The 25366-nt window shown below is 71.0% G+C and carries 20 protein-coding genes; 11 read left to right on the top strand and 9 right to left on the bottom strand.

All coding sequences use genetic code 11. The features are described 5' to 3' along the window. Positions 1-36 precede the first annotated feature (36 nt). Positions 37-798 (bottom strand): cobalt ECF transporter T component CbiQ, encoded by a 762-nt coding sequence (gene cbiQ, locus ABZ928_RS14000; RefSeq protein ID WP_361517955.1) that lies wholly within the window; start codon positions 796-798, stop codon positions 37-39. A 1-nt stretch (position 799) separates the two neighbouring features. After that, positions 800-1867, bottom strand: a complete 1068-nt coding sequence (locus ABZ928_RS13995; RefSeq protein WP_361517954.1) for an energy-coupling factor ABC transporter permease — start codon at positions 1865-1867, stop codon at positions 800-802. Positions 1868-2045: 178 nt separating this feature from the next. On the opposite strand from ABZ928_RS13995, the gene ABZ928_RS13990 reads away from it, so the two are divergent. Continuing rightward, positions 2046-2396, top strand: a complete 351-nt coding sequence (locus tag ABZ928_RS13990; RefSeq protein ID WP_361517952.1) for an SsgA family sporulation/cell division regulator — start codon at positions 2046-2048, stop codon at positions 2394-2396. Between the two features lie 11 nt (positions 2397-2407). Here the strand turns inward: ABZ928_RS13990 and ABZ928_RS13985 are convergent, their stop codons facing one another. The 6 genes from ABZ928_RS13985 to rsmI form a co-directional block, all read right to left on the bottom strand. Continuing rightward, entirely contained in the window at positions 2408-4084 is a 1677-nt protein-coding gene (locus ABZ928_RS13985; RefSeq protein ID WP_361517951.1) for a penicillin-binding transpeptidase domain-containing protein, read from the bottom strand. Positions 4085-4182: 98 nt separating this feature from the next. Continuing rightward, positions 4183-5811 (bottom strand): penicillin-binding transpeptidase domain-containing protein, encoded by a 1629-nt coding sequence (locus ABZ928_RS13980; RefSeq protein ID WP_361517949.1) that lies wholly within the window; start codon positions 5809-5811, stop codon positions 4183-4185. Positions 5812-5912: 101 nt separating this feature from the next. Continuing rightward, positions 5913-7256: a ubiquitin-like domain-containing protein gene (locus ABZ928_RS13975; protein ID WP_361517947.1), complete on the bottom strand. Its 1344-nt coding sequence runs from the start codon at positions 7254-7256 to the stop codon at positions 5913-5915. Positions 7257-7331: 75 nt separating this feature from the next. Beyond that, positions 7332-8222: a TatD family hydrolase gene (locus tag ABZ928_RS13970; RefSeq protein WP_361517945.1), complete on the bottom strand. Its 891-nt coding sequence runs from the start codon at positions 8220-8222 to the stop codon at positions 7332-7334. An 82-nt stretch (positions 8223-8304) separates the two neighbouring features. Next, positions 8305-8712 carry a hypothetical protein gene (locus ABZ928_RS13965; protein WP_361517944.1) on the bottom strand — a complete coding sequence of 136 codons (408 nt, stop codon included), beginning with the start codon at positions 8710-8712 and terminating at the stop codon, positions 8305-8307. Positions 8713-8960: 248 nt separating this feature from the next. Then, positions 8961-9809 (bottom strand): 16S rRNA (cytidine(1402)-2'-O)-methyltransferase, encoded by an 849-nt coding sequence (gene rsmI, locus ABZ928_RS13960; protein ID WP_361517942.1) that lies wholly within the window; start codon positions 9807-9809, stop codon positions 8961-8963. Between the two features lie 62 nt (positions 9810-9871). On the opposite strand from rsmI, the gene ABZ928_RS13955 reads away from it, so the two are divergent. The 10 genes from ABZ928_RS13955 (at position 9872) to ABZ928_RS13910 (ending at position 24951) form a co-directional block, all read left to right on the top strand. After that, positions 9872-11623, top strand: a complete 1752-nt coding sequence (locus tag ABZ928_RS13955; RefSeq protein ID WP_361517940.1) for a phospholipid carrier-dependent glycosyltransferase — start codon at positions 9872-9874, stop codon at positions 11621-11623. 237 nt (positions 11624-11860) lie between these two features. Then, a complete protein-coding gene (gene rsmA, locus ABZ928_RS13950; protein ID WP_361517939.1) occupies positions 11861-12808 on the top strand; it encodes a 16S rRNA (adenine(1518)-N(6)/adenine(1519)-N(6))-dimethyltransferase RsmA in 948 nt (315 codons plus the stop codon). Then, the gene (locus ABZ928_RS13945) at positions 12805-13707 is read left to right on the top strand and encodes a 4-(cytidine 5'-diphospho)-2-C-methyl-D-erythritol kinase (RefSeq protein ID WP_361517937.1); all 903 of its coding nucleotides are present in this window, start codon (positions 12805-12807) and stop codon (positions 13705-13707) included. The genes rsmA and ABZ928_RS13945 overlap by 4 nt, the downstream gene beginning before the upstream one ends. Before the next feature lie 254 nt (positions 13708-13961). After that, a complete protein-coding gene (locus ABZ928_RS13940; protein WP_361517936.1) occupies positions 13962-14741 on the top strand; it encodes an MHYT domain-containing protein in 780 nt (259 codons plus the stop codon). 127 nt (positions 14742-14868) lie between these two features. Continuing rightward, on the top strand, positions 14869-16845 hold the full coding sequence (locus ABZ928_RS13935; protein WP_361517935.1) for a nitrate- and nitrite sensing domain-containing protein: 1977 nt from the start codon (positions 14869-14871) through the stop codon (positions 16843-16845). A gap of 158 nt (positions 16846-17003) precedes the next feature. Further along, a complete protein-coding gene (locus tag ABZ928_RS13930; RefSeq protein ID WP_361517933.1) occupies positions 17004-18116 on the top strand; it encodes a peptidoglycan recognition family protein in 1113 nt (370 codons plus the stop codon). 74 nt (positions 18117-18190) lie between these two features. Beyond that, entirely contained in the window at positions 18191-19993 is a 1803-nt protein-coding gene (locus ABZ928_RS13925; protein ID WP_361517932.1) for an ABC-F family ATP-binding cassette domain-containing protein, read from the top strand. A 189-nt stretch (positions 19994-20182) separates the two neighbouring features. Then, complete coding sequence (locus tag ABZ928_RS13920) at positions 20183-22027, top strand: PQQ-binding-like beta-propeller repeat protein (RefSeq protein ID WP_361517930.1); 1845 nt, start codon at positions 20183-20185, stop codon at positions 22025-22027. Between the two features lie 54 nt (positions 22028-22081). After that, on the top strand, positions 22082-23926 hold the full coding sequence (locus ABZ928_RS13915) for a PQQ-binding-like beta-propeller repeat protein (protein WP_361517928.1): 1845 nt from the start codon (positions 22082-22084) through the stop codon (positions 23924-23926). 329 nt (positions 23927-24255) lie between these two features. After that, positions 24256-24951: a LuxR C-terminal-related transcriptional regulator gene (locus tag ABZ928_RS13910; protein ID WP_361517926.1), complete on the top strand. Its 696-nt coding sequence runs from the start codon at positions 24256-24258 to the stop codon at positions 24949-24951. A gap of 77 nt (positions 24952-25028) precedes the next feature. On the opposite strand, the gene ABZ928_RS13905 is transcribed toward ABZ928_RS13910, so the two are convergent. Then, positions 25029-25349, bottom strand: a complete 321-nt coding sequence (locus ABZ928_RS13905) for a hypothetical protein (RefSeq protein WP_361517924.1) — start codon at positions 25347-25349, stop codon at positions 25029-25031. Positions 25350-25366: the final 17 nt, after the last annotated feature.

Below are 25366 nucleotides of genomic sequence, written 5' to 3'. Positions count from 1 at the left end.
TCACGGCGTCCAACCCACTCACGGCGTCCAACCCGGTCACAGCATCCATCCCAGCAGACATACGACAAGTGCGGCCGACGGCAGCGCGAACGCGTACCGCCACTGCGCCCGCGACGCCGTCACCTCGTCGATGACCGGCATCGAACCGGCGTAGCCACGGCTCACCATGGCGAGGTGGACGCGCTCACCCCGCTCGTAGGAGCGGATGAAGAGGGCGCCCGCCGACTTCGCGAGCACCCCCCAGTGCCGCACGCCCCGCGCCTCGAACCCCCGCGACTCCCGCGCGATCCGCATCCGCCGCATCTCGTCGGTGATGACATCGCCGTACCGGATCATGAAGGACGCGATCTGCACGAGCAGCGGCGGCAGCTTCAGCCGTTGCAGCCCCAGCAGGAGTTCGCGGAGTTCGGTGGTGGAGGCCAGCAGGACCGAGGCGGCGACGCCGAGCGTGCCCTTGGCGAGGACGTTCCAGGCGCCCCACAGCCCGCTCACGCTGAGGGACATCCCGAGCACCTCGACCCGCTCGCCCTCCGCCACGAAGGGCAGCAGCACCGCGAACGCGACGAACGGCACCTCGATGAGCAGCCGCTTCAACACGAACCCGGCGGGCACGCGCGCGACGTGTGCGACGACGCCCAGGAGGACGGCGTACAGCCCGAAGGCCCACATCGCCTCGCGCGGCGTCGAGACGACGACGATCACGAAACAGAGGACCGCGGCGAGTTTGGTGTGCGGCGGCAGTTCGTGCACGGGCGAGTGCCCGTGCCGGTAGAGCCTGTGGGTGTGCCCGGCGCCCATGTCAGGCGCTCGAACCGACGGCCGTGCCGGACGGCGAGACGTCGCCGGTACGGCGCCTGCGCACCGCCCAGAAGATCCCGCTGCCCGCGACGACCGTGACGCCCACGCCGATCACGCCCGCGAGGCCGCCGGAGAGACGGGCGTCGTCGACGTCCTTGACGCCGTAGTCGGCGAGCGGGGAGTCGGCGGCGGCGTGCTCCTCGACGTTCTTGTCGATGCCCTTGTCGGAGGCGACCTTCTCCAGGCCGTCGGGGCTGGCGGAGGCGTAGAAGCTGACGACGCCGGCGAGGACGAGGGAGGTGGCGAGACCGGAGAGCCACAGCGCGCGCCGGGAGGTGCGCGCCGCGACGGGCGCCGTGCGCGCCCCCTGGGGCGCCGGTACGTCCACCAGCTCGCCGTTCACCCGCAGCTTGAGCCGCTGCCGCAAGCCGCGCGCGCCGTGCACGAGGTCCGGGCGCACGGCGATGACGGCGCCGACGGTCAGCGCGGTGATCGCGGCCTCGCCGAGGCCGATGAGGACGTGCACGCCGACCATGGCGGTGGCGACCTTGCCGATGGCGACGTCGGTGGTGCCGCCGATCCAGTAGATGAGGGTGAAGGCGAGCGCCGCGGCCGGTACGGAGAGCAGCGCGGCGGTGAAGGAGGCGACCGTGACCGAACGCCGCCCGCGCGGGAGCACCTTCACCAGGACGCGGAAGACGGCGTACGCGACGACCGTCGTCACACACGCCATGACCGTGATGTTCACGCCCAGCGCGGTCAGGCCGCCGTCCGCGAAGAGGATGCCCTGCATGAGCAGCACGACGGACACACACAGGACCCCGGTATAGGGCCCGACGAGGATCGCCGCGAGCGCGCCGCCCAGGAGATGGCCGCTCGTTCCCGCCGCGACGGGGAAGTTCAGCATCTGCACGGCGAAGATGAACGCCGCCACCAGCCCGGCCAACGGGGCGGTGCGCTCGTCGAGTTCGCGGCGCGCGCCGCGCAGGGACACGGCGACAGCGGTCGCGGCGACCACGCCGGCCGCGGCGGATACGGGAGCGTCGATAAAACCGTCAGGCACATGCACCGTTCGATGATGCGGCTTACTGCAAATCAATTGCAAGAGCGAGTGGGTCGTACATCGGGCATGTGAGATGCCCGACGATGTCCTGCGCCCGGGAGCGCGATCCGAAAAATATGCGACATTGGAGAGGAAGCGGGCGCACAGCTTCCGCACAGGTCACGCAGCGTAAGGGGCCGTTCCGATGTCCGTAGTCGAGCAGTACGCGCGAGCCCACATCGTCACGGACGCCGATCTCTCGGTCGCGGAACCCGAGGCCGTGCCCGTCGTCCTGCGCTACGACCCCGACGCCGACCCGCGCGCGGTGCGCGTCGGACTGCCGGGGACGCACGAGTGGACGTTCCAGCGCGAGCTGCTGGAGCGGGGCCTGCGGGCGCCGGTCGAGGCCGGCGACGTACGCGTGTGGCCGTGCGGACGGGTGCAGGCCGTGGTCGAGTTCCACTCCTCGCAGGGCGTCTCGGTCGTGCAGTTCGAGTCGAAGGCCCTGCTCAGGTTCCTGCGCCGCACCTACACGGCCACCCCGGTGACCCACTGACCCTCGGCAGGTCAGCCCATCTTCAGCAGCGCCGCCACGATCGGCCCGGCCGTGTCACCGCCGTGCCCGCCCGCCTGCACCACACCGGCCGCCGCCAGGTCGCCCCGGTACGCCGTGAACCAGCCGTTGGGCTTCTTCTGCCCGTCGACCTCCGCCGAGCCGGTCTTCGCGCCCACGTTGCCGGAGACCCCCTGCATCGCCTCGGCCGCCGTGCCGTAGGCCGCCGTGTACGACATCAGCTCGCGCAGCTGCGAGAGCGTGCCCGACGACATCGTGCGCGAGGCCGTCGCCAGCGTCCGCCCGTCCACGTCGGGGGAGACCAGGTAGGGCTGCTTGAAGACGCCCGACTCGACGGTCGCCGCGACCGACGCCATGTTCAGCGGGTTCATCCGCACCCCGCCCTGGCCGATCAGCGAGGCCGCCATCTGCGCCTGCGACTGCACGGGCACCGCGCCGTCGAAGGTGGGCACGCCGACCGCCCAGTTGTTCATGGACAGGCCGAAGACCTGCTGGGCCTGCTCGGTCAGCGAGTCGTTGTCCAGGTCCGGCGCCTGGCTGATGAAGGCGGTGTTGCAGGAGCGGGCGAAGCTCGCCTTGAAGGTGCCGCCCTTGATCTCGAACTTGTCGTCGTTCTGGAACTTCCAGCCGCCGTACGTGAAGTACTTCGGGCACGGATGCGTCTTGTCCGCCGACGCGAGCCCCTTCTCGATCAGCAGCGACGACGTGATCACCTTCATCGTCGAACCCGGCGCGAGCGAGCCCTGGAAGGCGACGTTGAAGCCGTGCGAGGCGTTCGCGGCGGCCAGGATCTCGCCGGTCGACGGACGCAGCACCACCACCGACGACTGCGCCTTCTTCGCGACCTGCGCCTCCGCCGCCGCCTGCATGGTCGGGCTGAGCGTGGTCTTCACCGTGCCCGGCGTGCCCTTGCTCAGCGTCAGGACCGTCTTGTCGGACAGCTTGTCCTTCTTGGACTCCTCGCCCCGGACCACCTGAAGCTCGACGCCCGCCTTGCCGCCGGCCTTCTTGCCGTACTTCTCCCGCAGCCCGTCCAGCACCGAGCCCAGCGACGGGTACTTCTTCTCGGTGATCTCCCCGCCCTCCCGGTCCAGCGCCTTGACCGGCGGCGTCCCGGACTCACCCGTGACCAGCCTGTCCCCGTCCTCCAGGTCGGGGTGGACGATCGCGGAGTGCCAGTCGACCTGCGGCTTCCCGGTGGTGCTGCTGCGCACGACGGTCAGTGAGCTCTTGTACGTCAGCGGCTTGCCGGTGCCCTTGTACGACACCGTCGCCTTCACCGTGAACGGCACCTTGTCGCCGCTGCGGGTGCCGGCGGTGAGGGTGACGTCCTTGAGGTGGGCGTCCTTGGGGAGGCCGGTGAGCAGGGTGGTGGCCGCCTTGCTGTCGTCGGTGACCGCCGCGGCCTGCGCGACCTTCCCCGACTGCCAGGAGGTGAGGAACGTCCTCGCCGCGGAGGTGACCTCGGCCGCGGCCAGCGGGCCCGTCCTGACCTTGAGCTTCGGCTTCTGGTCGGCGACCGCGGCCGTACGGTCCTCGGCCGCCGCCCCGCCGCCGTACACCGTGTACACGGCGAACCCGGCGCCGCCGACGACGACGGCGATCATCCCGCCGATCACGGCGGGGCGATTCGTCTTCCGTCGCTCGGCGACGCGCCTTCTCTTGCCCACAGTCCTCGGTCCTCCGCGCGATCCCAGGGTCCCCGCTGCCCTCGTCCATCACCTCAACGACGGCGACCACCCTAGAGTCCCGTCCTGTGCGGGTGAGTTCAGCCACCCGCCGCCAGTACGGCCTTCACGATCGGTCCGGCCGCGTCGACGCCGTGGCCGCCCTGTTCCGTCATGGCGGCCGCCGCCACATCATCGCGGAAGCCGGTGAACCAGCTGTTGGAGGTCTCCACTCCGTCCACCTCGGCCGACCCGGTCTTCGCCCCGATGTCCCCGCCGAGCCCCTGCATCACCGGCGCGGCGGTGCCCTGCGTGGCCGTCAGCCGCATCATCTGCTTCAGCTGGGTGGCCGTGCCGTAGGGCAGCCCCTTGGCGGTCGCCAGCTGCCGGTCGTCGAGCTTGGGCGACACCAGGTAGGGCTGGTGGAAGTCGCCGGTGATCGCGGTCGCCGTCACGGACGCCATGTTCAGCGGGTTCATGGTGACCTTGCCCTGGCCGATGGCGTTGGCCGCGCGGTCCGGGCCGCTCTCCGCGGGGACGCTGCCGTCGACCGAGGTGATGCCCGTCTTCCAGTCGTCCCGGCCCAGCCCGAAGCGGGTCTGCGCCTCCTGGGTCAGCGACTCGTCGGTGAGCGGCTTCTCGTCGATCAGCTTGATGAAGGCCGTGTTGCAGGACCGCAGGAAGCTGTTGGCGAGCGTGGCGCTCTCGTTGGGCTTCATGTTCTTGAGGTTGTGGAAGGTCTGCCCCTGCCACATCGCGTCGTCGGGGCAGGGCGCCGGGCCGTTCATCGAGGTCACGCCGTTGTCGATGAGCATCGCCGCGGTGATGATCTTCATCGTGGAGCCGGGGGGCTGCGTCCCCTCGAAGGCCGCGTTCCAGCCGTCGTCGCGGTGATTGGCGACCGCCAGCACTTCACCCGTGCCCGTCTTGACCGCCACCACCGAGGAGTTGGCGTACTTCTTCACCGCTGTCTCGGCCGCCGCCTGCGCGCTCGCCCTGATCGTCGTCCGCAGCTCGCCCGCCTTGCCCTCGGCGAGGGTCAGCAGCGAGGTGTCGGGTGAGCCGTCGCCGTTGTGCCGGACATAGAGCTCGACGCCTGGCTTCCCGCCCACCCTGGCGCCGTACTTCTCGCGCAGCGCGTCCAGGATCGGCCCGAGCGAGGGGTACTTCTCCTTCGTCAGCACCTTGCCGTCGCGGTCCACCGCCTCGATGGGCGGGGTCGCCGACGGGCCGGTCACGAGCGCGTCCTGAGCCGTCCTCAGCTCGGGATGGAGCACGGACGGCTGCCAGTCGACCAGCGGCTTGCCCGTGGTGATCCCGCGTACGACGGTCAGCGTGCTCTTGTACGTCAGCGGCTTGCTGGTGCCCTCGTACGACACCTTCGCCTTCACCGTGAACGGCACGGTGGTCTTCTGTACGGTCCCCGGAGTGATCTCCACGTCCGTGATGTGCGCGTCGCCGGCGTAGTCCGTCAGCGCGCTCTGCGCCGCGGCGTTGTTGTTCGTGAGCTGCGCCGCCGTGGCCGCGGAACCCTTCTCCCAGGCCGCGAAGAACTTCTGCGAGGCCTCTTCGACCTCGTCACCGCTGAGCGGTCCCGACTTCGCCTCGGACCCGCCCGATCCCCCGTCCTCGTTCAGCGCGGACACGATGTTGAACGCGCCGTATCCGGCACCGCCCACCATCACCGCGAACACGCTGCCTATGACGGCGGCCTTGACCCCCTTGCCCATGGAACTGATTCCTCTCCCCGTTATCAGTCCTGTGAACTGTAAGTGGCGTGAGGGATTTCTGTGAGAGCTGTTTTCTTTTGTTGGCCGAAGCGAGACGGACCTCAGCCGTGCAGCCGCCGCCCGCAGTGCGGCCACGGACTGGCCCCGCGCTGCACATAGAGCTTCTTCGCCCGGAACGTCTGCTCGGCCGCCGGCGCGTCCTGCGGCCGCCCGCTGCCGCCCAGTCCCTGCCAGGTCCGGGTGTCGAACTGGTACAGCCCGCCGTACGTCCCCGAGGGGTCCACGGCGTTCGGCCGGCCCCCCGACTCGCATGTGGCCAGCCCCTGCCAGTTCAGCCCGTCGGCGCCCTGCACGGAGGTCGGCAACGGCTTCGTGCCCACCTTCACCACCTGCGTCCGGGGCTCCCGCACCACCTCGGACCCGATCCGCCGCGGCTTCTGCTTCACGCCGTTGACGGTCCGCAGGGCGTACGTGACCCGCCGGAGCCCCTGCTGCCCGGCCTGCTCGACGACCTCGGTGCCCTTGAACAGCGAGGGGTCGGAGGTCCGCTCCACCCGGAACGGGATCGCCTCCTCGCGGACCTCCTTGGTCCCGGTGATCCGCAGCACGGTCACCGTCTGGCCGTCGCGGGGGAAACTCCCCGGCGGGACCGACGTCGTGTCCTGCCCGCGCAGCGTGATGCCGGCCTCCTCGACGACCTCCCGCACGGTCGCCGCGTTGGTGCGTACGACGCGGGAGCGGCCGTCGGACATCACCGTGACCGCGCGCTCGGTGCGCACGTCCAGCGCGAGCCCCTCGCGCCCGATGGACCGGGAGCGCGAGGTCGACACATACGCGCCCTCGGCGCGCACCCCCAGCTGTTTGAGCGCCCCCTCCACCGTGCGCGCCGTCGTCCACACCTCGCGCCGTTCCCCGTCGAGCGTGAGCCGTACGGGGCGCCCGTAGCGCACCGCGATCTCGTCACCGCTGGCGAGCGCCGTCCCGGGGGCGGGCGCGACCACGTCGTGCGCCCCCACGGCGACGCCCTCGTCGGCGAGCAGCTCGGTGACGTCGTCGGCGAAGGTGTGGAGCGTGCGCGGCTTGCCGTCGACGGTCAGCTCGATCGCCTTGTCGTTGGCGACGAACGCGGTGGTGCCGCCGGCGAGGAACGCGACGACCAGCGCCTGCGGCAGCAGCCGGCGCATCGCGCTGTCCGAGCGCTCGGCGCCCCGCGCCTTCCGCCGGCGCGCGGCCCGCCGGTTCGATCCGGTGCGCGAGGAGGGCGCGGGCGCCCCGGGAAGGTCGTACGCGGGCCGGTACGTGTCCTCGTACGGCATCGGCATGGGGGGCGTCGGCGCGACCTGCACGCCGTACGCGACGGTCTCCGCGCTGTGCGGGTCGTACACCGCGCCGTACGGGTCGTTCGGGCCGTACGTCTCGTACGTCTGGTACTGGGAGTTGCTCACGCCGACACGCTCCAGGGTCCAGAGAGACCCAGAACTTAGCGGAGCGACCGTCACTCTCCAAAGCGACGCAACTACTCAGAGTGGTGTTCCGTACCCGAACGCGCGTGCTGTGTTGGCCCCGAGAGCAGCGGCCAGGGTGTCCTCGTCCGTCCCCCGCACCGCGGCCATCGCGCGCACGGTGACCGGAACGAGATAGGGCGCGTTGGGCCGTCCGCGGTACGGCGCCGGGGTCAGGAAGGGCGCGTCCGTCTCGACCAGGAGGAGCTCCAGGGGGGCCACGGCGACCGCGTCCCGCAGGTTCTGGGCGTTCTTGAAGGTGACGTTGCCGGCGAAGGACATGAAGTATCCGGCGCGGGCACAGATCTCCGCCATCTCGGCGTCGCCGGAGTAGCAGTGGAAGACGGTGCGCTCGGGGGCGCCCTCCTCCTTCAGCACGCGCAGGACGTCGGCGTGGGCGTCGCGGTCGTGGATGACGAGGGCCTTGCCGTGCCGCTTGGCGATCTCGATGTGGGCGCGGAAGGAGCGCTCCTGCGCCTCCTTGCCCTCGGGCCCTGTGCGGAAGTAGTCGAGGCCGGTCTCGCCGACGCCCTTGACCTGCGGGAGTGCGGCCAGCGCGTCGATCTCCGCGAGCGCCTCGTCGAGCGCCCCCGCGCCCCCCGGCTGCCGCGCGCCCTGCCGGGACCAGCCGTCCGGGTCGCCGTGCACGATGCGCGGCGCCTCGTTGGGATGCAGGGCGACGGTCGCGTGGACGCTCTCGAAGGCGGCGGCCGTCTCCGCGGCCCACTGCGAGCCGCGTACGTCGCAGCCGACCTGCACGACCGTGGTCACGCCCACCGACGCGGCCTTCGCGAGCCCTTCCTCCACGGTGCCGGACTGCATGTCGAGGTGGGTGTGGGAGTCGGCGACGGGCACCCGGAGGGGCTCCGGGAGCGGCGGCGCGGCGTTCTTGTCGGACGAGGAAGGCATGCCCCGATCCTACGAAAGGGGCATGCCCTCACCCGGGGGAGGCCGGGAGTCCGGGGAGGCGGGGAGTCCGGGAGGCCGGGGCTCAGCTCGCCTTGCGGTGGTGGAACGGGTGCAGGAGATCGGACAGATGCCAGTGGTGGCGCTCCTTGGCCTGCGCGGGCACCTCGGGCACCTCGACGGGCCCGGCCTGCGGGGTGCGCTGATGCCGGTGCACCGCGTCGAGCACCGACGACACCTGTCCCGGCCGCATGATCCGCACCACGTGGTTGTCGCAGTTCTGGCACGTGGGGCGACTCAGCGGCGACGGCACGACCTGGCCGCCCGCGACGTAGATGACGAAGTCGTGGCCGTCGGCGTCGGTGTGGTGCTCGATCTCGTACGACTGCTCCCAGCCGTGCCCGCAGCGCATGCAGGCGAAGGAATACGACTCGTGGACGACGGCGGTGGCGCCACTGCGCAGTGCGGCGGTCTGCCCTGCGATCTCGCTCATGCCAGCTCCTCTGGTCCGCTGGACACAGGGACGGGTGCGTCCCTGTGTCCCAGTGGACGCCTCCGCCGGCGCGAATGCATCAGCCCTGTCGAGTGTTGGATCCGATTTGGACTTTCCTTGCAAAACGGCCCGTGCGGCGAGGGCTGTGCTTTGCCTTCGCCGCTCGTCCTTTGCCTGCACGTGGGGCGCACGCTCAAACGACATGCGCCCTGCTCAGAGGGCGTGTGGGCGCGGTCACGCGCCCCCGTCTACGCCCCCGAATTCTTGGCCGCGACGACCGCGTCGAAGACCTGCCGCTTCGGCAGTCCCGCCTCCGCCGCCACCGCCGCGATCGCCTCCTTGCGGCGCTCGCCCGCCTCCTCGCGCACCCGCACCCGCCGCACCAGCTCGGCGGCGTCGAGCTCCTCGGGCCCCTTCTCCGGCGCCCCCTCGACGACGACGGTGATCTCACCCCGTACGCCCTCGGCGGCCCACGCGGCCAGCTCCGCCAGGGGACCCCGCTTGACCTCCTCGTAGGTCTTGGTCAGCTCCCGGCACACGGCGGCGCGCCGCTCCGCGCCGAACACCTCGGCCATCGCGGCGAGGGTGTCGTCGAGCCGGTGCGGGGCCTCGAAGTAGACGAGGGTCCGCCGCTCCCCGGCGACCTCCCGCAGCCGGGTCAGCCGCTCGCCCGCCTTGCGCGGCAGGAACCCCTCGAAGCAGAACCGGTCGACGGGCAGCCCGGACAGCGCGAGCGCGGTCAGCACCGCGGACGGGCCGGGGACCGCGGTCACCTTGATGTCCTTCTCCACGGCCGCCGCCACCAGCCGGTACCCGGGGTCCGACACCGACGGCATCCCGGCGTCCGTGACGAGCAGCACGCGCGCGCCGCCGACGAGTTCCTCGACCAGCTCCGGCGTACGGGCGCTCTCGTTGCCCTCGAAGTACGACACGACGCGCCCCTTGGGCGTCACCCCGAGCGCCTGGGTGAGGCGCCGCAGCCGCCGGGTGTCCTCGGCGGCGACCACGTCGGCGCCGGCCAGTTCCGCGGCGAGCCGGGGCGGGGCGTCCGCGATGTCGCCGATGGGGGTGCCTGCCAAAACAAGGGTTCCTGTCACTTTTCCATCCTCGCAGGACCCATCCACGGGACTCCCACAGACGTGTTCCCTACGATGGCGCGGTGACCAGTACAGCGTCGTCCATGGACTCCACGGACACCCGGCAGGCCCAGGACCCGCGAGACCAGCGGCCGTCGTGGCAGCAGCGGCTGCGCCGCTTCGGTTATGCGGCGGGGCCCAGAAGCGACGTGCGCGACCGGCTCGTGCCGCCGTACACGCGCCCCGACCCGCGCATGTGGGCGGCGCTCGGGCTGCCGAAGGCGCTGGTCGAGCGGATCGTGCGCTGGTCCGGCTGGGGCGGTCCGCTGCTGGTGACGCTGTTCGCGGGCGTGATCCGGTTCTGGAACCTGGGCAGCCCCAAGGCGGTGATATTCGACGAGACGTACTACGCCAAGGACGCGTGGGCGATCGTCCACCGCGGCTTCGAGGTCAACTGGGACAAGAACGCCAACGACCTGATCCTGGACGTCGGCAGCAAGGTGACGGTCCCGACGGATCCGTCGTACGTCGTGCATCCGCCGGTCGGCAAGTACGTCATCGGGCTCGGCGAGCTGATCTTCGGGTTCGACCCGTTCGGCTGGCGGTTCATGACGGCGCTGCTCGGCACGCTGTCGGTGCTGATGCTGTGCCGGATCGGCCGCCGTATCTTCCGCTCGACGTTCCTCGGGTGCCTGGCGGGCGCGCTGATGGCGGTGGACGGACTGGCCTTCGTGATGGCCCGCACCTCGCTGCTGGACGGCGTCCTGATGTTCTTCGTGCTGGCCGCGTTCGGCTGCCTGGTCGTCGACCGGGACAAGGCACGCGAGAAACTCGCCGCCGCGCTGCCGGTGGACGCGGAGGGACGGGCCCGCCCGGACGCGCACATCGCGGAGACGACCCGCCTCGGATGGCGCCCCTGGCGCTGGCTGGCGGGCCTGATGCTGGGCCTGGCCATCGGCACCAAGTGGAACGGCCTGTACATCCTGGCCGCGTTCTGCGTCATGGCCGTGCTCTGGGACGCCGGCTCGCGCAAGGTCGCGGGCGCCCGGCACCCGTACACCGCCGTCCTCAAGCGGGACGTCGGCATCACCTTCCTGGCGACGGTCCCGGTGGCGATCGTCACCTACCTGGTGTCGTGGATCGGCTGGATCCTCTCCCCGACGGACGGCACCGGCGGCTACTACCGCAACTGGGCCGCGACCGACGGCAAGAACAGCGACTGGTCCTGGCTGTTCCCCGACTGGTGGCGCAGCCTGTGGCACTACGAGCACCAGGTCTACGAGTTCCACGTCGGCCTGCACTCCCCGCACACCTACCAGTCCAACCCGTGGAGCTGGATCGTCGACGGCCGCCCGGTCTCGTTCTTCTACGAGTCCCCCGCGCCCGGCAAGGACGGCTGCCCCGCCGACGCCACCGAGAAGTGCGCCCGCGAGGTCCTCGCGATCGGCACCCCGCTGCTGTGGTGGGCGGCCGCCTTCGCGATCCTCTACGTCCTCTACCGCTGGTTCTTCCGCCGCGACTGGCGCGCCGGCGCCATCGCCTGCGGCATCGCGGCCGGATACCTCCCCTGGTTCATGTACCAGGAGCGCACGATCTTCTTCTTCTACGCCGTCGTCTTCCTGCCCTTCCTCTGCCTCGCCGTCGCGATGATGCTCGGCGCGATCATCGGCCCCCCGGGATCGAGCGACACCCGACGCGTGGCGGGCGCCACGGGAGCGGGCGTCCTCGTGCTGCTGATCACCTGGAACTTCATCTACTTCTGGCCGCTGTACACCGGCACGGCGATTCCGATCGACGACTGGCGGTCGCGGATGTGGCTGGACACCTGGGTCTAGGGGGTGCCTTCTGGATCATGCCGGTGTCGCGGGATCTGGCACGCCCATCTGCGGCGTTGTCGTCGGTTGCCGACGCTCCGCGTCGCCGCCCTCCTCCGCCTTGCAGCTGCACGCACCAGACCCCGCTCGGCTGGGCCGACCCGCACCGCTTCTCATAGCCGGCCTGATCCAGAAGACACCCCCTAGCGCTCATCAGGGGGCGCGGCCGCCCCCGGCCGCGCCCCGTACCCTTGACCCGTGACCAGCAGCCCCACCCCCGATGCCCTTCTCGGTCCCGCCGACGTCCGTGAGCTCGCGGATGTGCTCGGTGTGCGGCCGACCAAGCAGCGCGGGCAGAACTTTGTGATCGACGCGAACACGGTGCGGCGGATCGTGCGCACCGCGGACGTACGGCCGGACGATGTGGTCGTCGAGGTCGGTCCGGGGCTCGGGTCCCTCACCCTCGCGCTGCTCGAAGTGGCCGACCGGGTCACCGCGGTCGAGATCGACGACGTGCTCGCCGCCGCGCTGCCCGCGACCATCGCGGCCCGGATGCCCACGCGCGCCGACCGGTTCGCGCTGGTGCACTCCGACGCGATGGAGGTCGCCGAGCTGCCCGGCCCGGCGCCCACCGCGCTGGTCGCGAATCTGCCGTACAACGTCGCCGTACCCGTGCTGCTGCACATGCTGGAGACCTTCCCGAGCATCGAGCGGACCCTCGTCATGGTGCAGAAGGAGGTCGCCGACCGGCTCGCCGCCGGGCCGGGGTCCCGGGTGTACGGGGTGCCGTCGGTGAAGGCCAACTGGTACGCCGAGGTCAAGCGGGCCGGGGCCATCGGCCGCAATGTCTTCTGGCCCGCGCCCAACGTCGACAGCGGGCTCGTCTCGCTCGTCAAGCGCGCCGAGCCGATCAAGACCACCGCCTCCCGGAGCGAGGTCTTCGCCGTCGTCGACGCCGCGTTCGCCCAGCGCCGCAAGACGCTGCGGGCCGCGCTCGCCGGGTGGGCGGGATCCGCGCCCGCCGCCGAGGCCGCGCTCGTCGCCGCGGGGGTCTCGCCGCAGGCGCGCGGGGAGTCGCTGACGGTCGAGGAGTTCGCCCGGATCGCCGAGCACCGCGTCTCCGAGAACCGCGTCTCCGAGAACCGTGCCTCCGAGAACCGTGTCTCCGAGAACACCGCCGACACCGAGGAGCCGAACCGCCCGTGAGCGTCACCGTCCGCGTCCCCGCCAAGGTCAACGTCCAGCTCGCGGTCGGCGCCGCCCGTCCCGACGGCTTCCACGACCTTGCCAATGTCTTCCTGGCGGTCGGCCTCTACGACGAGGTGACGGTCACCCCGGCCGACGCACTGAGCGTCACCTGCGAGGGACCGGACGCGGGACAGGTCCCGCTCGACCGTACGAACCTGGCGGCGCGGGCGGCCATCGCCCTCGCCGAACGCCGGGGCATCGAACCGGCCGTGCACCTCCACATCGCCAAGGACATCCCCGTGGCCGGCGGCATGGCGGGCGGCAGCGCGGACGGCGCCGGGGCGCTGCTCGCCTGCGACACGCTGTGGGGCACGAACGCCTCCCGCGAGGAACTCCTCGACATCTGCGCCGAGTTGGGCAGCGATGTGCCGTTCAGCCTGGTGGGCGGGGCGGCGCTCGGGACCGGGCGGGGGGAGAAGCTGCGGGTGCTCGACGTCGGCGGGACCTTCCACTGGGTCTTCGCGATGGCCGAGCGGGGGCTGTCGACTCCGGCCGTGTTCCGGGAGTTCGACCGGCTGACCGAGGGGGCCGGCGTCCCCGAGCCCGTCGCCTCGCAGGAGTTGCTCGACGCGCTCGCCAAGGGCGACCCCGACGCGCTCGCCGCCGCCGTCTCCAACGACCTCCAGCCCGCCGCGCTCTCCCTCTTCCCGGAACTCGCCGACACCCTCGCCGCCGGCCGCGGCGCCGGTGCGCTCGCCGCGCTGGTGTCCGGTTCGGGGCCGACGACGGCGTTCCTCGCGCGGGACCCCGAGTCGGCGGCGAAGGTGGCCGAGGCGCTCACCGCGTCCGGCACATGCCGCACGGTGCGGACCGCGTCGGCGCCCGCGCCGGGGGCGTCCGTGGTGGCTGGAAACTGACGTTCTCCTGACAATCCCCGGAACCTCCTCGAACCCTTCACGAGGCAGGGGTTGACCGCATATTTATGCAGGTCAGGTGTTACCTACGCCACAGTATTTTAATGTTCACCATTGCGGCCCCTGGTCCCTTTTCGCCCCCTCTGTGTCACGGGGAGGGCTGGCATGATCAGCCAACCCCGGTCCCTCTGTTACCGGCGGTACTTCGTGTGCGCGGCGACCTCCAGCCCGCGCCACGCGCGAGAGGAAATCCCCCCATGGGTCACATGGATCACTTCAGCGCCGGATGGGTCACTCCCGTCCTTTCCTATGTCATGGCGTGCGTCGGCTCGGCGCTGGGACTGCGCTGCACGCTCAGGGCGCTCGAAGCCGACGGCGCCTCCAAGCGGAACTGGCTGCTGCTCGCCTCCGTCGCCATCGGGTCCGGCATCTGGACCATGCACTTCATCGCGATGCTGGGCTTCAGCGTCGAGGGCACCCCGATCCGCTACGACGTCCCCCTCACCGTGCTCAGCCTGCTGATGTCCATCGGCGTGGTCGCGGCCGGAGTCTTCACCGCCGGATACGGCAAGTCCCGTGTGACGTCGGTCGTCTTCGGCGGGCTCGGCACCGGCGTCGGTGTCGCCGCGATGCACTACACCGGCATGGCCGCGCTGAATCTGCACGGTGACGTCAACTACGACCCCATGCTCGTCATCGCGTCCGTCGCGATCGCTGTTGTTGCCGCGACGGCGGCGCTGACGCTCACGCTGATCGTGCGGGGCGGGGTGCTCGCCGCCATCGCCGCGCTCGTCATGGGGCTCGCGGTGAGCAGCATGCACTACACCGCGATGTACGCCGTGAGCATTGATCTCGCGCCCAGCAGTGCGGGGTTGCCGGGGGCGACGCCGACCGAGTTCATCTTCCCGTTGGCCGTCGTGCTCGGGTCGTTCCTGTTTCTCGCCGCCGCGTATGTGGCGTTGTCGCCGACCGGGAAGCGGCATGAGTCGGCTATCGCTGCGGAGATTCTCCGCGAGGTCGAGCTGGCGACGGCCTAAGAACGCCCCTTGATCTGCGGCGCCTTGTGCTTTGGCGTCTGCGGGTTCGTTGTGGCTGGTCGCGCAGTTCCCCGCGCCCCTTTCGGGGCGCCATACGCACCGCAAACCCCCAAACTGAGGTCCCCCTATGCGCGTTCTCCGCACCACGACCGGCAGACTTCGGCCCAGATCCGTCCGGGCGAAGATCGTCTCCCTGCTGATGCTGCCCATCGTGTCCCTCATGGCGCTGTGGGGCTTCGCCGCCGTGACGACCGCGTCCAGCATCGGTGATGCCGAGCGGGCCAAGGACGTCAACGCCGAACTGCTCGCGCCCGTCGGCAGGTTCGTCACCGCGTTGCAGGCCGAGCGGACCGCCGTCATGCGGGAACCGGACGACTACGCCGGTGCGCGCAAGGCGACCGACAAGGCCGCGGCCGCGCTGCTGGACGGCATCAACGCGTCCAGCTCGGACGCGGCGCTGCTCGACGCGAGTCTGCCCGGGCGCCTGGACACCCTGGAGGCGGCGGCGGGCAAGCTCGACCAGCTGCGGACACAGGCGAGTTCGAAGCCGGCGGTGGCGTACGCGAAGTACTCCGCGGTCGTCGAGGACGCCTTCGCGGTCGCGGGCGGGCTCACCGAGGACCAGAGCACCGAGGCCGCGTCCGACGCGCGCGTGGTGCTCGAACTGTCCCGCGCGCGGGAGGCGTTGGCGCGGGAGCAGGCGCTGCTCGGCGCCGCCGAGGCCGACGGGAAGCTGAGCCGGGAGGGCTACGCGCAGTTCGTCGGCGCCGTCGCCACGCAGCGGCAGCTGCTGGAGCCGGCGGTCACCGACCTCAAGTCCGTGCACCGGGCGGCGTACGAGGAGATCCTCGACGGCGACCAGTACGCGAAGCTGCAAGCCGTCGAGAACCGGGTGCAGAGCGCCGGTCCGGGTGCCTCGGCCGTGGCGTCGGGGCTGCTGAGCGGCTGGGACACGGCGTCGGCCGGGGTGCTGAAGGACCTGACCGCCGCCGAGACGGCCGCCGGTACGGGGGCGACCGCGCAGGCCGACCCGTTCGGCTGGGACACCCTCGGCGCCTCCGGAGTCGCCGTGGTGCTCGGTCTCGTGGGTGTGCTGCTGTCGCTGCTCGTCTCCGTGCTCGTCGGACGCGGTCTCATCGTCGAACTCCTCGACCTGCGCAACGACGCCCTCGAAGTGGCCGGTCGCCGACTGCCGCAGGCCATGCGGAAGCTGCACGCCGGGCAAGGCGTCGACATCGACGCCGAGGCCCCCATGCGCCGGCTCGTCGGCGACGAACTCGCCCAGGTGGGCACCGCGTTGACCGCCGTCCAGCGGGCCGCGCTCAAGGCCGCCTCCGAGCGCGCCGAACTCCTCAGCGGCATCTCCGGCGTGTACGTCAGCCTCGCCCGCCGCAGCCAGGTCCTGCTGCACCGCCAGCTCGACCTGCTGGAGGGCATGCAGCGCCGCCAGCAGGACCCGCACGAGCTCCAGGACCTGTACCGCGTCGACTACCTGGCGACCCGGATGCGCCGCCACTCCGAGTCGCTCCTCATCCTGTCCGGCATCGCGCCCGGGCGCGGCTGGCGGGACCCCATCCCGCTGTCGGACGTGCTGCGGGCCGCCGTCGCCGAGATCGAGAACTCGCCCCGCGTGCAGATCTGGGCGGTGCCGAAGGTGTCCGTCGTGGGCGGCTCGGTCGCCGACGTCATCCATCTGCTCGCCGAACTCGTCGAGAACGCCTCCGCCTTCTCGCCGCCCAGCTCCAAGGTGCAGCTGCGCGCCGCGCGGATGCGGGACGGCGTCCTCATCGAGATCGAGGACAGCGGCTTCGGCATGAACGAGCAGGCCCTCGCCGACGCCAACCGCAAGATCCAGTCCGAGAAGGTCGACCTCCTCGACGCCAAGCAGATCGGCCTGTTCGTGGTGAACCGGCTGCGCGAGCGCCAGGGCCTGCGGGTCGAAGTGCGCGCCTCGCCCAACGGTGGTGTGACCGCGGCGGTCTTCATCCCCGAGGCGCTGACGCGGGACGACATGCCGGTGGGCGAACAGGCCGTCGGCGGCCGGGGACTGGCACCGGCGGCGGCGCTGATCCCGCAGCAGCGGATCACCGGGGCGGGGGCGTAGAGGGGGCGGCGAGGGCGGCGCCTGACGCTGTCTTTGCCCGATCTCCACACGATCTACTGCACCCGTTGTACATGCCGGACACCAGAGGCCTCTAGGGTCACTTGACACTTCAAGCGCCACGCGGCGCCCCCAAGTGAACCGCACCGGAAGGCACGTCCGTGTCCGAACAACCCCCCACCCCCACCCCCGCCTCCCACCGCCGCAGGCGGCCCCTGTCACGCCGTGGAGTGATCGGGGCCGCCGGCGCGGTGGCCGCCGGGGCCGCGCTGACCCCGGTGGTCTTCGCGGCGACCGAGTCCGAGTCCGACTCCGGTTCCGCGGACCAGGCGTCCGGTACGACGCCCGAGAAGTTCCCGGCCACCCGCTCCGACGCCACCACCGGCACCGGCACGGCCACCACCGCCTTCGCCGCCTCCTACGTCGGCGTCCGCTGGGCCGGCGCCCGGGACGGCGCCTCGCTGCGGCTCGCGGACGGCGACTGGCGGACCCTGAGCGGCGGCTGCGCCACCGTCGAGGACGGCGGTACGGCCCTGGTCGCGGCCGGCGCCTCGACGTCGTACGACGTGAAGGCGGCGGACGGCACGACGGACGTGCGCTCGCTCGCCATCGACACCACCGACGGCCCGCAGCGCGCCTTCCAGGTGCCCTCGGAGCCGACCCGGCTGCGGGGCGTGCGCTATCTGTCGCGGCCCGCGTGGGGTGCGGACGAGTCGAAGCGGTACAAGGACGGCGCGGTCAACTCGCCGGAGAAGTACTACGCGTTGCAGACGATCACCGTCCACCACACGGACACCCCGAACGGCGACGCCGACCCCGCCGCGACCGTCCGGGCGATCTACGAGTACCACGCGGTCACCCTCGACTGGGGCGACATCGGCTACCACTTCCTGATCGACGAGGCCGGCACGGTCTACGAGGGCCGCTACTCCGGCGACGACGGCGTGCCCGCCTTCGACTCCGACGGCGACCTCGTCACCGCCTTCCACACCGCCGGCTTCAACTCCGGCAACCTCGGCATCGCCCTCCTCGGCACCCTCACCGACCAGGGCCCGACGGACGCGGCGAAGGCCTCGCTGGTCCGCCTGGTCAAGGTGATCGCCCGCCTCAAGGGCCTCGACCCGCAGGCGAAGGTCACGTTCACCAACCCGGTCAACGGCGTCACCAAGGACGTCGAGACGGTCAGCGGCCACCGCGACTGGCTCCAGACGGAGTGCCCGGGGCAGACGATGTACGACCTGCTGACCGAGGTACGGGCGGCGGCGGCCCGCTGACCTGCTCGGGGATCGGTCACCGACCGGCAGGGCCTACGCTGGGAGGCTGATCGATCCCCCTGGGCAGGAGAGAAATGGCCGTCAACCTGGTCAATGTCGAGAACGTCAGCAAGGTGTACGGCACGCGTGCCCTGCTGGACGGTGTCTCGCTCGGCGTCTCCGAGGGCGATCGCATCGGCGTCGTGGGCCGCAACGGCGACGGCAAGACGACCCTGATCCGCATGCTCGCCAAGCAGGAGGAGGCCGACACCGGCCGGGTCACGCACTCCGGCGGACTGCGCATCGGCGTCCTCACCCAGCACGACTCCCTGGACTCGGCCGCGACCGTGCGGCACGAGGTCATCCGGGACCTGGCCGACCACGAGTGGGCGGGCAACGCCAAGATCCGCGATGTGCTGACCGGCCTCTTCGGCGGCCTGGACCTGCCCGGCTTCCCGCAGGGCCTGGACACCGTCATCGGCCCGCTCTCCGGCGGTGAGCGCCGCCGGATCGCCCTCGCCAAGCTGCTCATCGAGGAGCAGGACCTGCTCGTCCTCGACGAGCCGACGAACCACCTCGACGTCGAGGGCATCTCCTGGCTGGCGAAGCATCTGCGCGAGCGCCGCTCCGCGCTCGTCTGCGTCACCCACGACCGCTGGTTCCTCGACCAGGTCTGCACGCGCATGTGGGACGTGCAGAAGGGCGATGTGTACGAGTACGAGGGCGGTTACTCCGACTACGTCTTCGCCCGCGCCGAGCGCGAGCGCATCGCGGCGACGGAGGAGACCAAGCGGCAGAACCTGGTCCGCAAGGAGCTCGCGTGGCTGCGGCGCGGCGCCCCCGCGCGTACGTCCAAGCCGCGTTTCCGCGTCGAGGCCGCCAATGAGCTCATCAAGGACGTGCCGCCGCCGCGCGACACCAGCGAGCTGATGAAGTTCGCCTCCTCGCGGCTCGGCAAGACGGTGTTCGACCTGGAGGACGTGACCGTCCAGGCCGGTCCCAAGGTGCTGCTCAAGCACGTCACCTGGCAGCTCGGCCCCGGCGACCGGATCGGCCTCGTCGGCGTCAACGGCGCGGGCAAGACCTCGCTGCTGCGGGCCATGGCCGAGGCATGGCGCACCGAGGGCGAGACGCAGCCGGTGGGCGGCCGGGTCGCCGTCGGCAAGACGGTCAAGCTGGCCTATCTCTCCCAGGAGGTCGCCGAACTCGACCCCAACCTGCGGGTGCTGGAGGCCGTGCAGCGGGTGCGTGAGCGCGTCGACCTCGGCAAGGGGCGCGAGATGACCGCCGGGCAGCTGTGCGAGACGTTCGGCTTCAACAAGGAGAAGCAGTGGACGCCGGTCGGGGACCTGTCGGGCGGTGAGCGGCGCAGGCTTCAGCTCCTCCGTCTCCTGATGGACGAGCCGAATGTGTTGTTCCTCGACGAGCCCACCAACGACCTCGACATCGAGACCCTGACCCAGCTGGAGGACCTCCTCGACGGCTGGCCCGGCTCGATGATCGTCATCTCCCACGACCGCTTCTTCGTCGAGCGCACGACCGACCGCGTCTTCGCCCTGCTCGGCGACGCCACCCTGCGGATGCTGCCGCGCGGGATCGACGAGTACATCGAGCGCCGCCACAAGATGGAGGAGGCCGCGGCCGCCTCGGCGCCCGTCGTGCAGAAGGCCGCGCCGTCGGTGAGCGCCGCCGACCAGCGCGCCGCCAAGAAGGAGCTCCAGAAGATCGAGCGGCAGCTCGACAAGCTCTCCGAGAAGGAGACCAAGCTGCACGCCCAGATCGCCGACAACGCCACGGACTTCGCGAAGGTCGCCGAACTGGACGCCCAGCTGCGCGACTTGGCCGCCGAGCGCGAGGAGCTGGAGATGCGCTGGCTGGAACTCGCCGAGGACGCGTGAAGGGTGCGTGAAGGCGCATAACAGAGGCATCACGGGCCGGTCCTCCCTTGGGTACAGGGGGTGATCGGCCCGGTTTGTTGTCAGTCCCGAGTGATAGAAAGAGCCGTCTGAGAACTGTCTGAGAACGACTCTGAGCCCGTACGTACCTCAGGGCGTGGCTAAAAATCAGTGACGAGGGGGAACACGCTGATGACTCAGCCGCCCAATCAACCGCCCGGTTTTGGAGCACCGCAGGACCAGCCGCCACAGGGTGGTTTCGGCGCGCCGCCGCCCCCCGCGGGGCCGCCGCAGACGCCACCGCCTCCGGCCGGCCCGCCGCAGGGACCGCCGCAGCCCGGTTACGGCTATCCGCAGCAGCCGGGTCCCTATGGGCAGCCGCAGCCGCAGCCGCAGCCGCAGCCGCAGCCCCAGCCGCAGCCGCAGCAGCAGCCGGGCCCTTACGGTCAGCCGCAGCAGCCGGGCCCATATGCCCAGCCCGGCCCCTACGCGCAGCCCGGTCCGTACGGTCAGCCGCAGCAGCCCGGCCCCTACGGCCAGCCCGGTTACGGCTATCCGCCCCAGCCCCAGTACCCCGGCGGCCCCGGCACCCCGCCCCCGTCCGGCTCGCGCAACCCCTTCAAGGGCAGGCCCGCTCTCGTCATCGCCGCGGCCGTCGCCGGGCTGCTGGTGATCGGCGGCACCGTGTGGGCGGTCGCCGGCGGGGACGACGACCCGAAGAAGCCGGTCGCCAAGGAGAGCGGCAGCTCCAAGCCGTCCGCCTCCGACGACCCGGTCAACCCGGGCTACGGCGACGGTGGCGGCGGCGAGGAGCAGAAGGACCTCAACGAGGGCCGCCAGTCAGGTGAGTCGAAGGTGCTCTGGTACAAGGACGCGCCCGACGCGCCCGGTTCCGGCGCCGACGCCCCCGGCATGTGGATCACCGGCAAGACCGCGGTGAAGGCGGCCTACAAGCAGCTGTTCGCCTACAACGTAGGTGACGGCAAGCCCACTTGGGACCCGATCACCTTCGACCAGAAGATCTGCGCGGTCACCCCGCAGAAGACGGCCGCCGACAAGATCGTCGTCGCCTCCATGAGCGGCAGCAGCGACCGCGCCAAGTGCAACCAGCTCCAGGAGATCGACCTCGACACCGGTGCCAAGGGCTGGACCGCCGAGGTCGCCGACGGCGACCTGTTCGACTCCGCGCTCCAGATCGAGCTGTCCGTCACCGGCAAGACGCTCATGGTGGGCCGCTCGATGTCCGGGACCGCGTACGACGTGGAGACCGGCAAGAAGCTGTTCGACAAGGGGAAGTACGGCAACGCCTGCTTCCCCAGCGCCTTCGCGGGCGGCACCAGGCTGATCGCCGTCTCCTCCTGCGACGCGGGCGGCGACAAGGAGCACGACGAGGTCCAGGAGCTCGACCCGGCGACCGGCAAGGCCAAGTGGACCTTCGCCTACGAGAAGGGCTGGCGGGTCGCGCGCGCGTACTCCGTCGAGCCGCTCGTCATGTACGCCACCAACGAGGACAAGGACACCTGGAACATCGCCGCGTTCACCGCGAGCGGCAAGGTGCGTTCCCAGGTCGGCGTGGACGAGGACTTCGCCCCCGCGTGCGATTGGGCGATCCTCGCGCGCGACCTGACCGGCTGCACCGGCGCGGTCGCCGACGCCGACACCCTCTACCTGCCGACCGACGCCACCAGCGCGGCCAACGAGGTCGTGGCCATCAGCCTCGCCGACGGCAAGGAGAAGTGGCGGGTCAAGTCCCCGGCGGCCGAGTCGATGCTGCCGATGAAGATCGAGAACGGCAAGCTCATCGCCTACGTCGAGCCGTCCTACGACGGGGGCGGCCAGGTCGTCTCCATCCCGACGGCCGGTGCGAACCACAGCCCGACGAAGCTGCTCCAGAACCCCGGGGGCATCGCCGACATCGAGTCGGGCTTCTACTCCAAGGCCATCGACTGGGTCGGCGGACGCTTCTACCTCTCGACCACACGGCTGAGCGGCAACGACGACACGCAGGAGAAGCTGATGCTCGCCTACGGCAAGTAGCCCGTCGCCCCGTCACATTCCGCCGCCGTCCCCACTGCCCGAGGTACCCGCATCATGACCCAGCCGCCGCCCCCACCACCCCACCAGCCCCCGCCCGGCGGAGGCTTCGACCCCCCGCAGGACCAGCCGCCGCAGCCGGGGTACGGCTACCCCCAGGCACCCCCGCCGCCGCAGGGCGCCCCGCAGCCGCCCCCGCCGCCGCAGGGCCCGCCGCAGACCCCTCCGCCTCCGCAGCCGCAGCCCGGCTACGGCTACCCCGGTCAGCAGCCCCAGCCGTACGGCCAGCCGCAGACCCCGGCGTACGGCCAGCAGCCCGGCGCGTACGGGCACCCGCAGCCGGACGCCTACGGGCAGCAGCCCAACCCCTATGGCCAGCAGCCCGGTTACGGCTACCAGCAGCCGACCGTGCCGCTGCACCCGCAGGCCGGGCAGCCGGGCGGCGGCGGGCGGAAGATCAACGCACAGCTCGCGATCATCGTCGCGGCCGTCGTGGCGATCGCGCTGATCGTCGGCGGCGGCCTCTGGTACGCCTCCTCCTCCGGTGACGACGGCAAGAAGGACGTAGGCGGCAGCAGCGGCGGCACCGGCGGAGGTGGCGGCGACGAGAAGGGCGGCACGTCCGGCAAGGGCGAGGAGAAGGTCCCCTCCAGCACGGCCGCGTCCGTCCTCTTCCAGGTCCCGCAGCCCGAGGTCAAGGTCGACACCACGTACACGGTGAACGGCTCCTGGCTGACCGACACGGTCTACGCCAAGAGCGGCATCGCCGAGGTCGTCGGCTACGACCCCGCCAAGGGCACCAAACTGTGGACGATCAAGCTGCCCGGCCCGGTCTGCCAGGCCAGCCGCCACGCCACCGAGGACGGTCTGACGGCCATCGCCTACGAGCCCGCCATGCCGACCAAGGAGACCCCGACCGCCGGATGCAGCCAGGTCGCGGCGATCGACCTCGCCGCGGGCAAGAAGCTGTGGACCAAGACGGCCAACACCGGTGACCGGCTGATCACCTGGGACAACGTCACCACCAGCGGCAACACCGTCGCCGCGGGCAGCACCAGCGGCGGCGGCGCCTGGGACCTCAAGACGGGCAAGTCGCTGTGGTCCCCGAAGCCCACCGACACCTGCTACGACGCCGGGTACGGCGGCGGCGAGAAGCTCGTCGCGGTCCGCAAGTGCGGTGCTTACGGCGAGCGCGAGCTGCACATCCAGACCATCGACCCGACCTCCGGGAAGGTGATCTCCGAGTACAAGATGGCGCAGGGCATCGAGTACGCGAGCATCGTCTCCACCGAGCCGCTGGTCGTGGCCGCCGAGGTCGGCGAGGTCGAGGGCGCCCAGGGCATCTCGGACGTCTTCTCCATCGACAACAAGACCGGCAAGCTGCGCACCCGTATCTCGGTCGACCCCGAGCAGTACACCGCCCGCTGCGACGGCATCACCAGGATCGAGTACTGCTCCCAGGTCGTGGTCGGCAACGACCGCCTCTACCTGCCGACCGAGGAGCACGACGCGGCCGGCAGCGACACCTACAGCCGGACCAACGAGATCGTCGCCGTCGACCTCGCCACCGGCAAGCAGACCGGCCAGCGCGCCGACGCCGGCGCCGGCTACACCATCAGCCCGCTGCGCATGGACGGCGGCAACCTGCTGGCGTACAAGCGGCCGCCGTACGACAAGGGCGGGCAGATCGTCACCATCGACGGCGGCAGCTTCAAGGAGACGAAGCTGCTGGAGAACCCGTCCACGGAGGCGGTCCGTGACGTGGAGACGAGCATGCTCCCGGAGTACTCCGAGATCCTCTACCACGACGGCCGGCTGTTCATGTCGCAGGTCTACGCGAGCGACTTCGGCAGCAGCACGAGCGAGAAGGAGTATCTGGCGGTCGCTTTCGGCGTGAAGTGAGCCGAGAAGTGAGCGAAGTGAGCGAAGTGATCGCTCGGCGGGTGTGAATCCGCTTGTCGCGCACGGCCCCGTCCCTGCTCAGGGACGGGGCCGTGCGCGTACCACCCATCAACCTCGAATGCCGGAAATTCCGTCGATCCGGGGCACTTCTCGCGAGTAGGGGGAGCGCAACGTCGAACAAGCGTGTAGCTTCCGGGGGCATGAAGAACGGGGGAGCCGGGGGAGGGCTTCTGTCCGTGCGGACCAGTGGGCATCCATAGAGGGGCACCCACAGCGGTGCATGGGGATCGTTGCATGGTGATCCATTGGGGGGACTGGGGGGTTGCTCGATGGGAGTGCGGCTCATGGTGGTCGACGACCACCGATTGCTCGCCGAGGCGCTGGCCTCGGCGTTGAAACTGCGGGGGCACCGTGTCCTCGCCGCGGCGGCACCGGCCGCGGGAGCGGCGGAGCTGGTGATCACCCGCGCTCCGGAAGTGTGCCTGCTGGGCACGGCGACACCGGCCGAACCGGGCATCTTCGACCCGGTGGTGAAGATCAAGCGCGACCGTCCGCAGGTGGCGGTCCTGGTCCTGGGCCCGGTACCGAGCCCGAGGGGCATCGCGGCGGCCTTCGCGGCCGGCGCGTCGGGGTACGTCCGCCACGACGAGCGGATCGAGGGTGTCGAACGGGCGATCATGAAGGCCAGGGCGGGTGAAGCGGCCGTCGCGCCTCAACTGCTGCAAGGCGCCTTCAGCGAGCTGCTGAACCCGGCGGCCCAACCGGACGACGAGGGCCAGCGGCTGCTCCAGATGCTGACGCCCCGGGAAGTCGAGGTCCTGGTCCGCGTCGCCGACGGCGAGGACACCCGGCTCATCGCGGCCGGCATGGGGATAGCCCCCTCGACCGCCCGCACCCACGTCCAGCGGGTCCTGATGAAACTGGGGGTGGGATCGAGGCTGGAGGCGGCGGCACTGGCGGCGAGGACGGGCTTGCTGGACCGCGCGGGCCCGGTACCCCACTCACCACCGGACCCGCCCGCCTGACCGGAGCCCCGGACACCGAGCGCCCGACGCCGAGCGCCGGGCGCCAATCACCGTGTCAGTCGTCGCCCCGCACGCCCCTACTCGCCCGGCGTCTCCTCCGGCGTCACCTCCGGCACCGTCGGCGGGGTCGGGCGCAGCTTCAGCCAAGCCAGGAAGAAGATGCCGAGGATCAGCATCCCCAGGCCGGTCCAGAGGTTGATGTTGACGCCCTCGGCCTTGTCGAGGGTGGCGTCGGAGGGGTTGATGCCGGCGATCGTGACGATGACGCCGTACAACACGAACAGGCCGCCGATGATGCGGCGCAGGTCGAAGATGCGGGCCGCGGTGGCGGACTTGGCCTCCAGTTCGGTGACTTCCCGCTGGACGTCCTGCTCGGAGTATCCGTGGTGGTCAGACATGGTCTCTCAATCCTCCC

Source organism: Streptomyces sp. NPDC046909 (assembly GCF_040644695.1).
Taxonomy (GTDB): Bacteria; Actinomycetota; Actinomycetes; order Streptomycetales; family Streptomycetaceae; genus Streptomyces.
The sequence above is the reverse complement of the archived record's forward strand: the minus strand, read 5'-3'. Positions and strand labels throughout refer to the sequence as shown.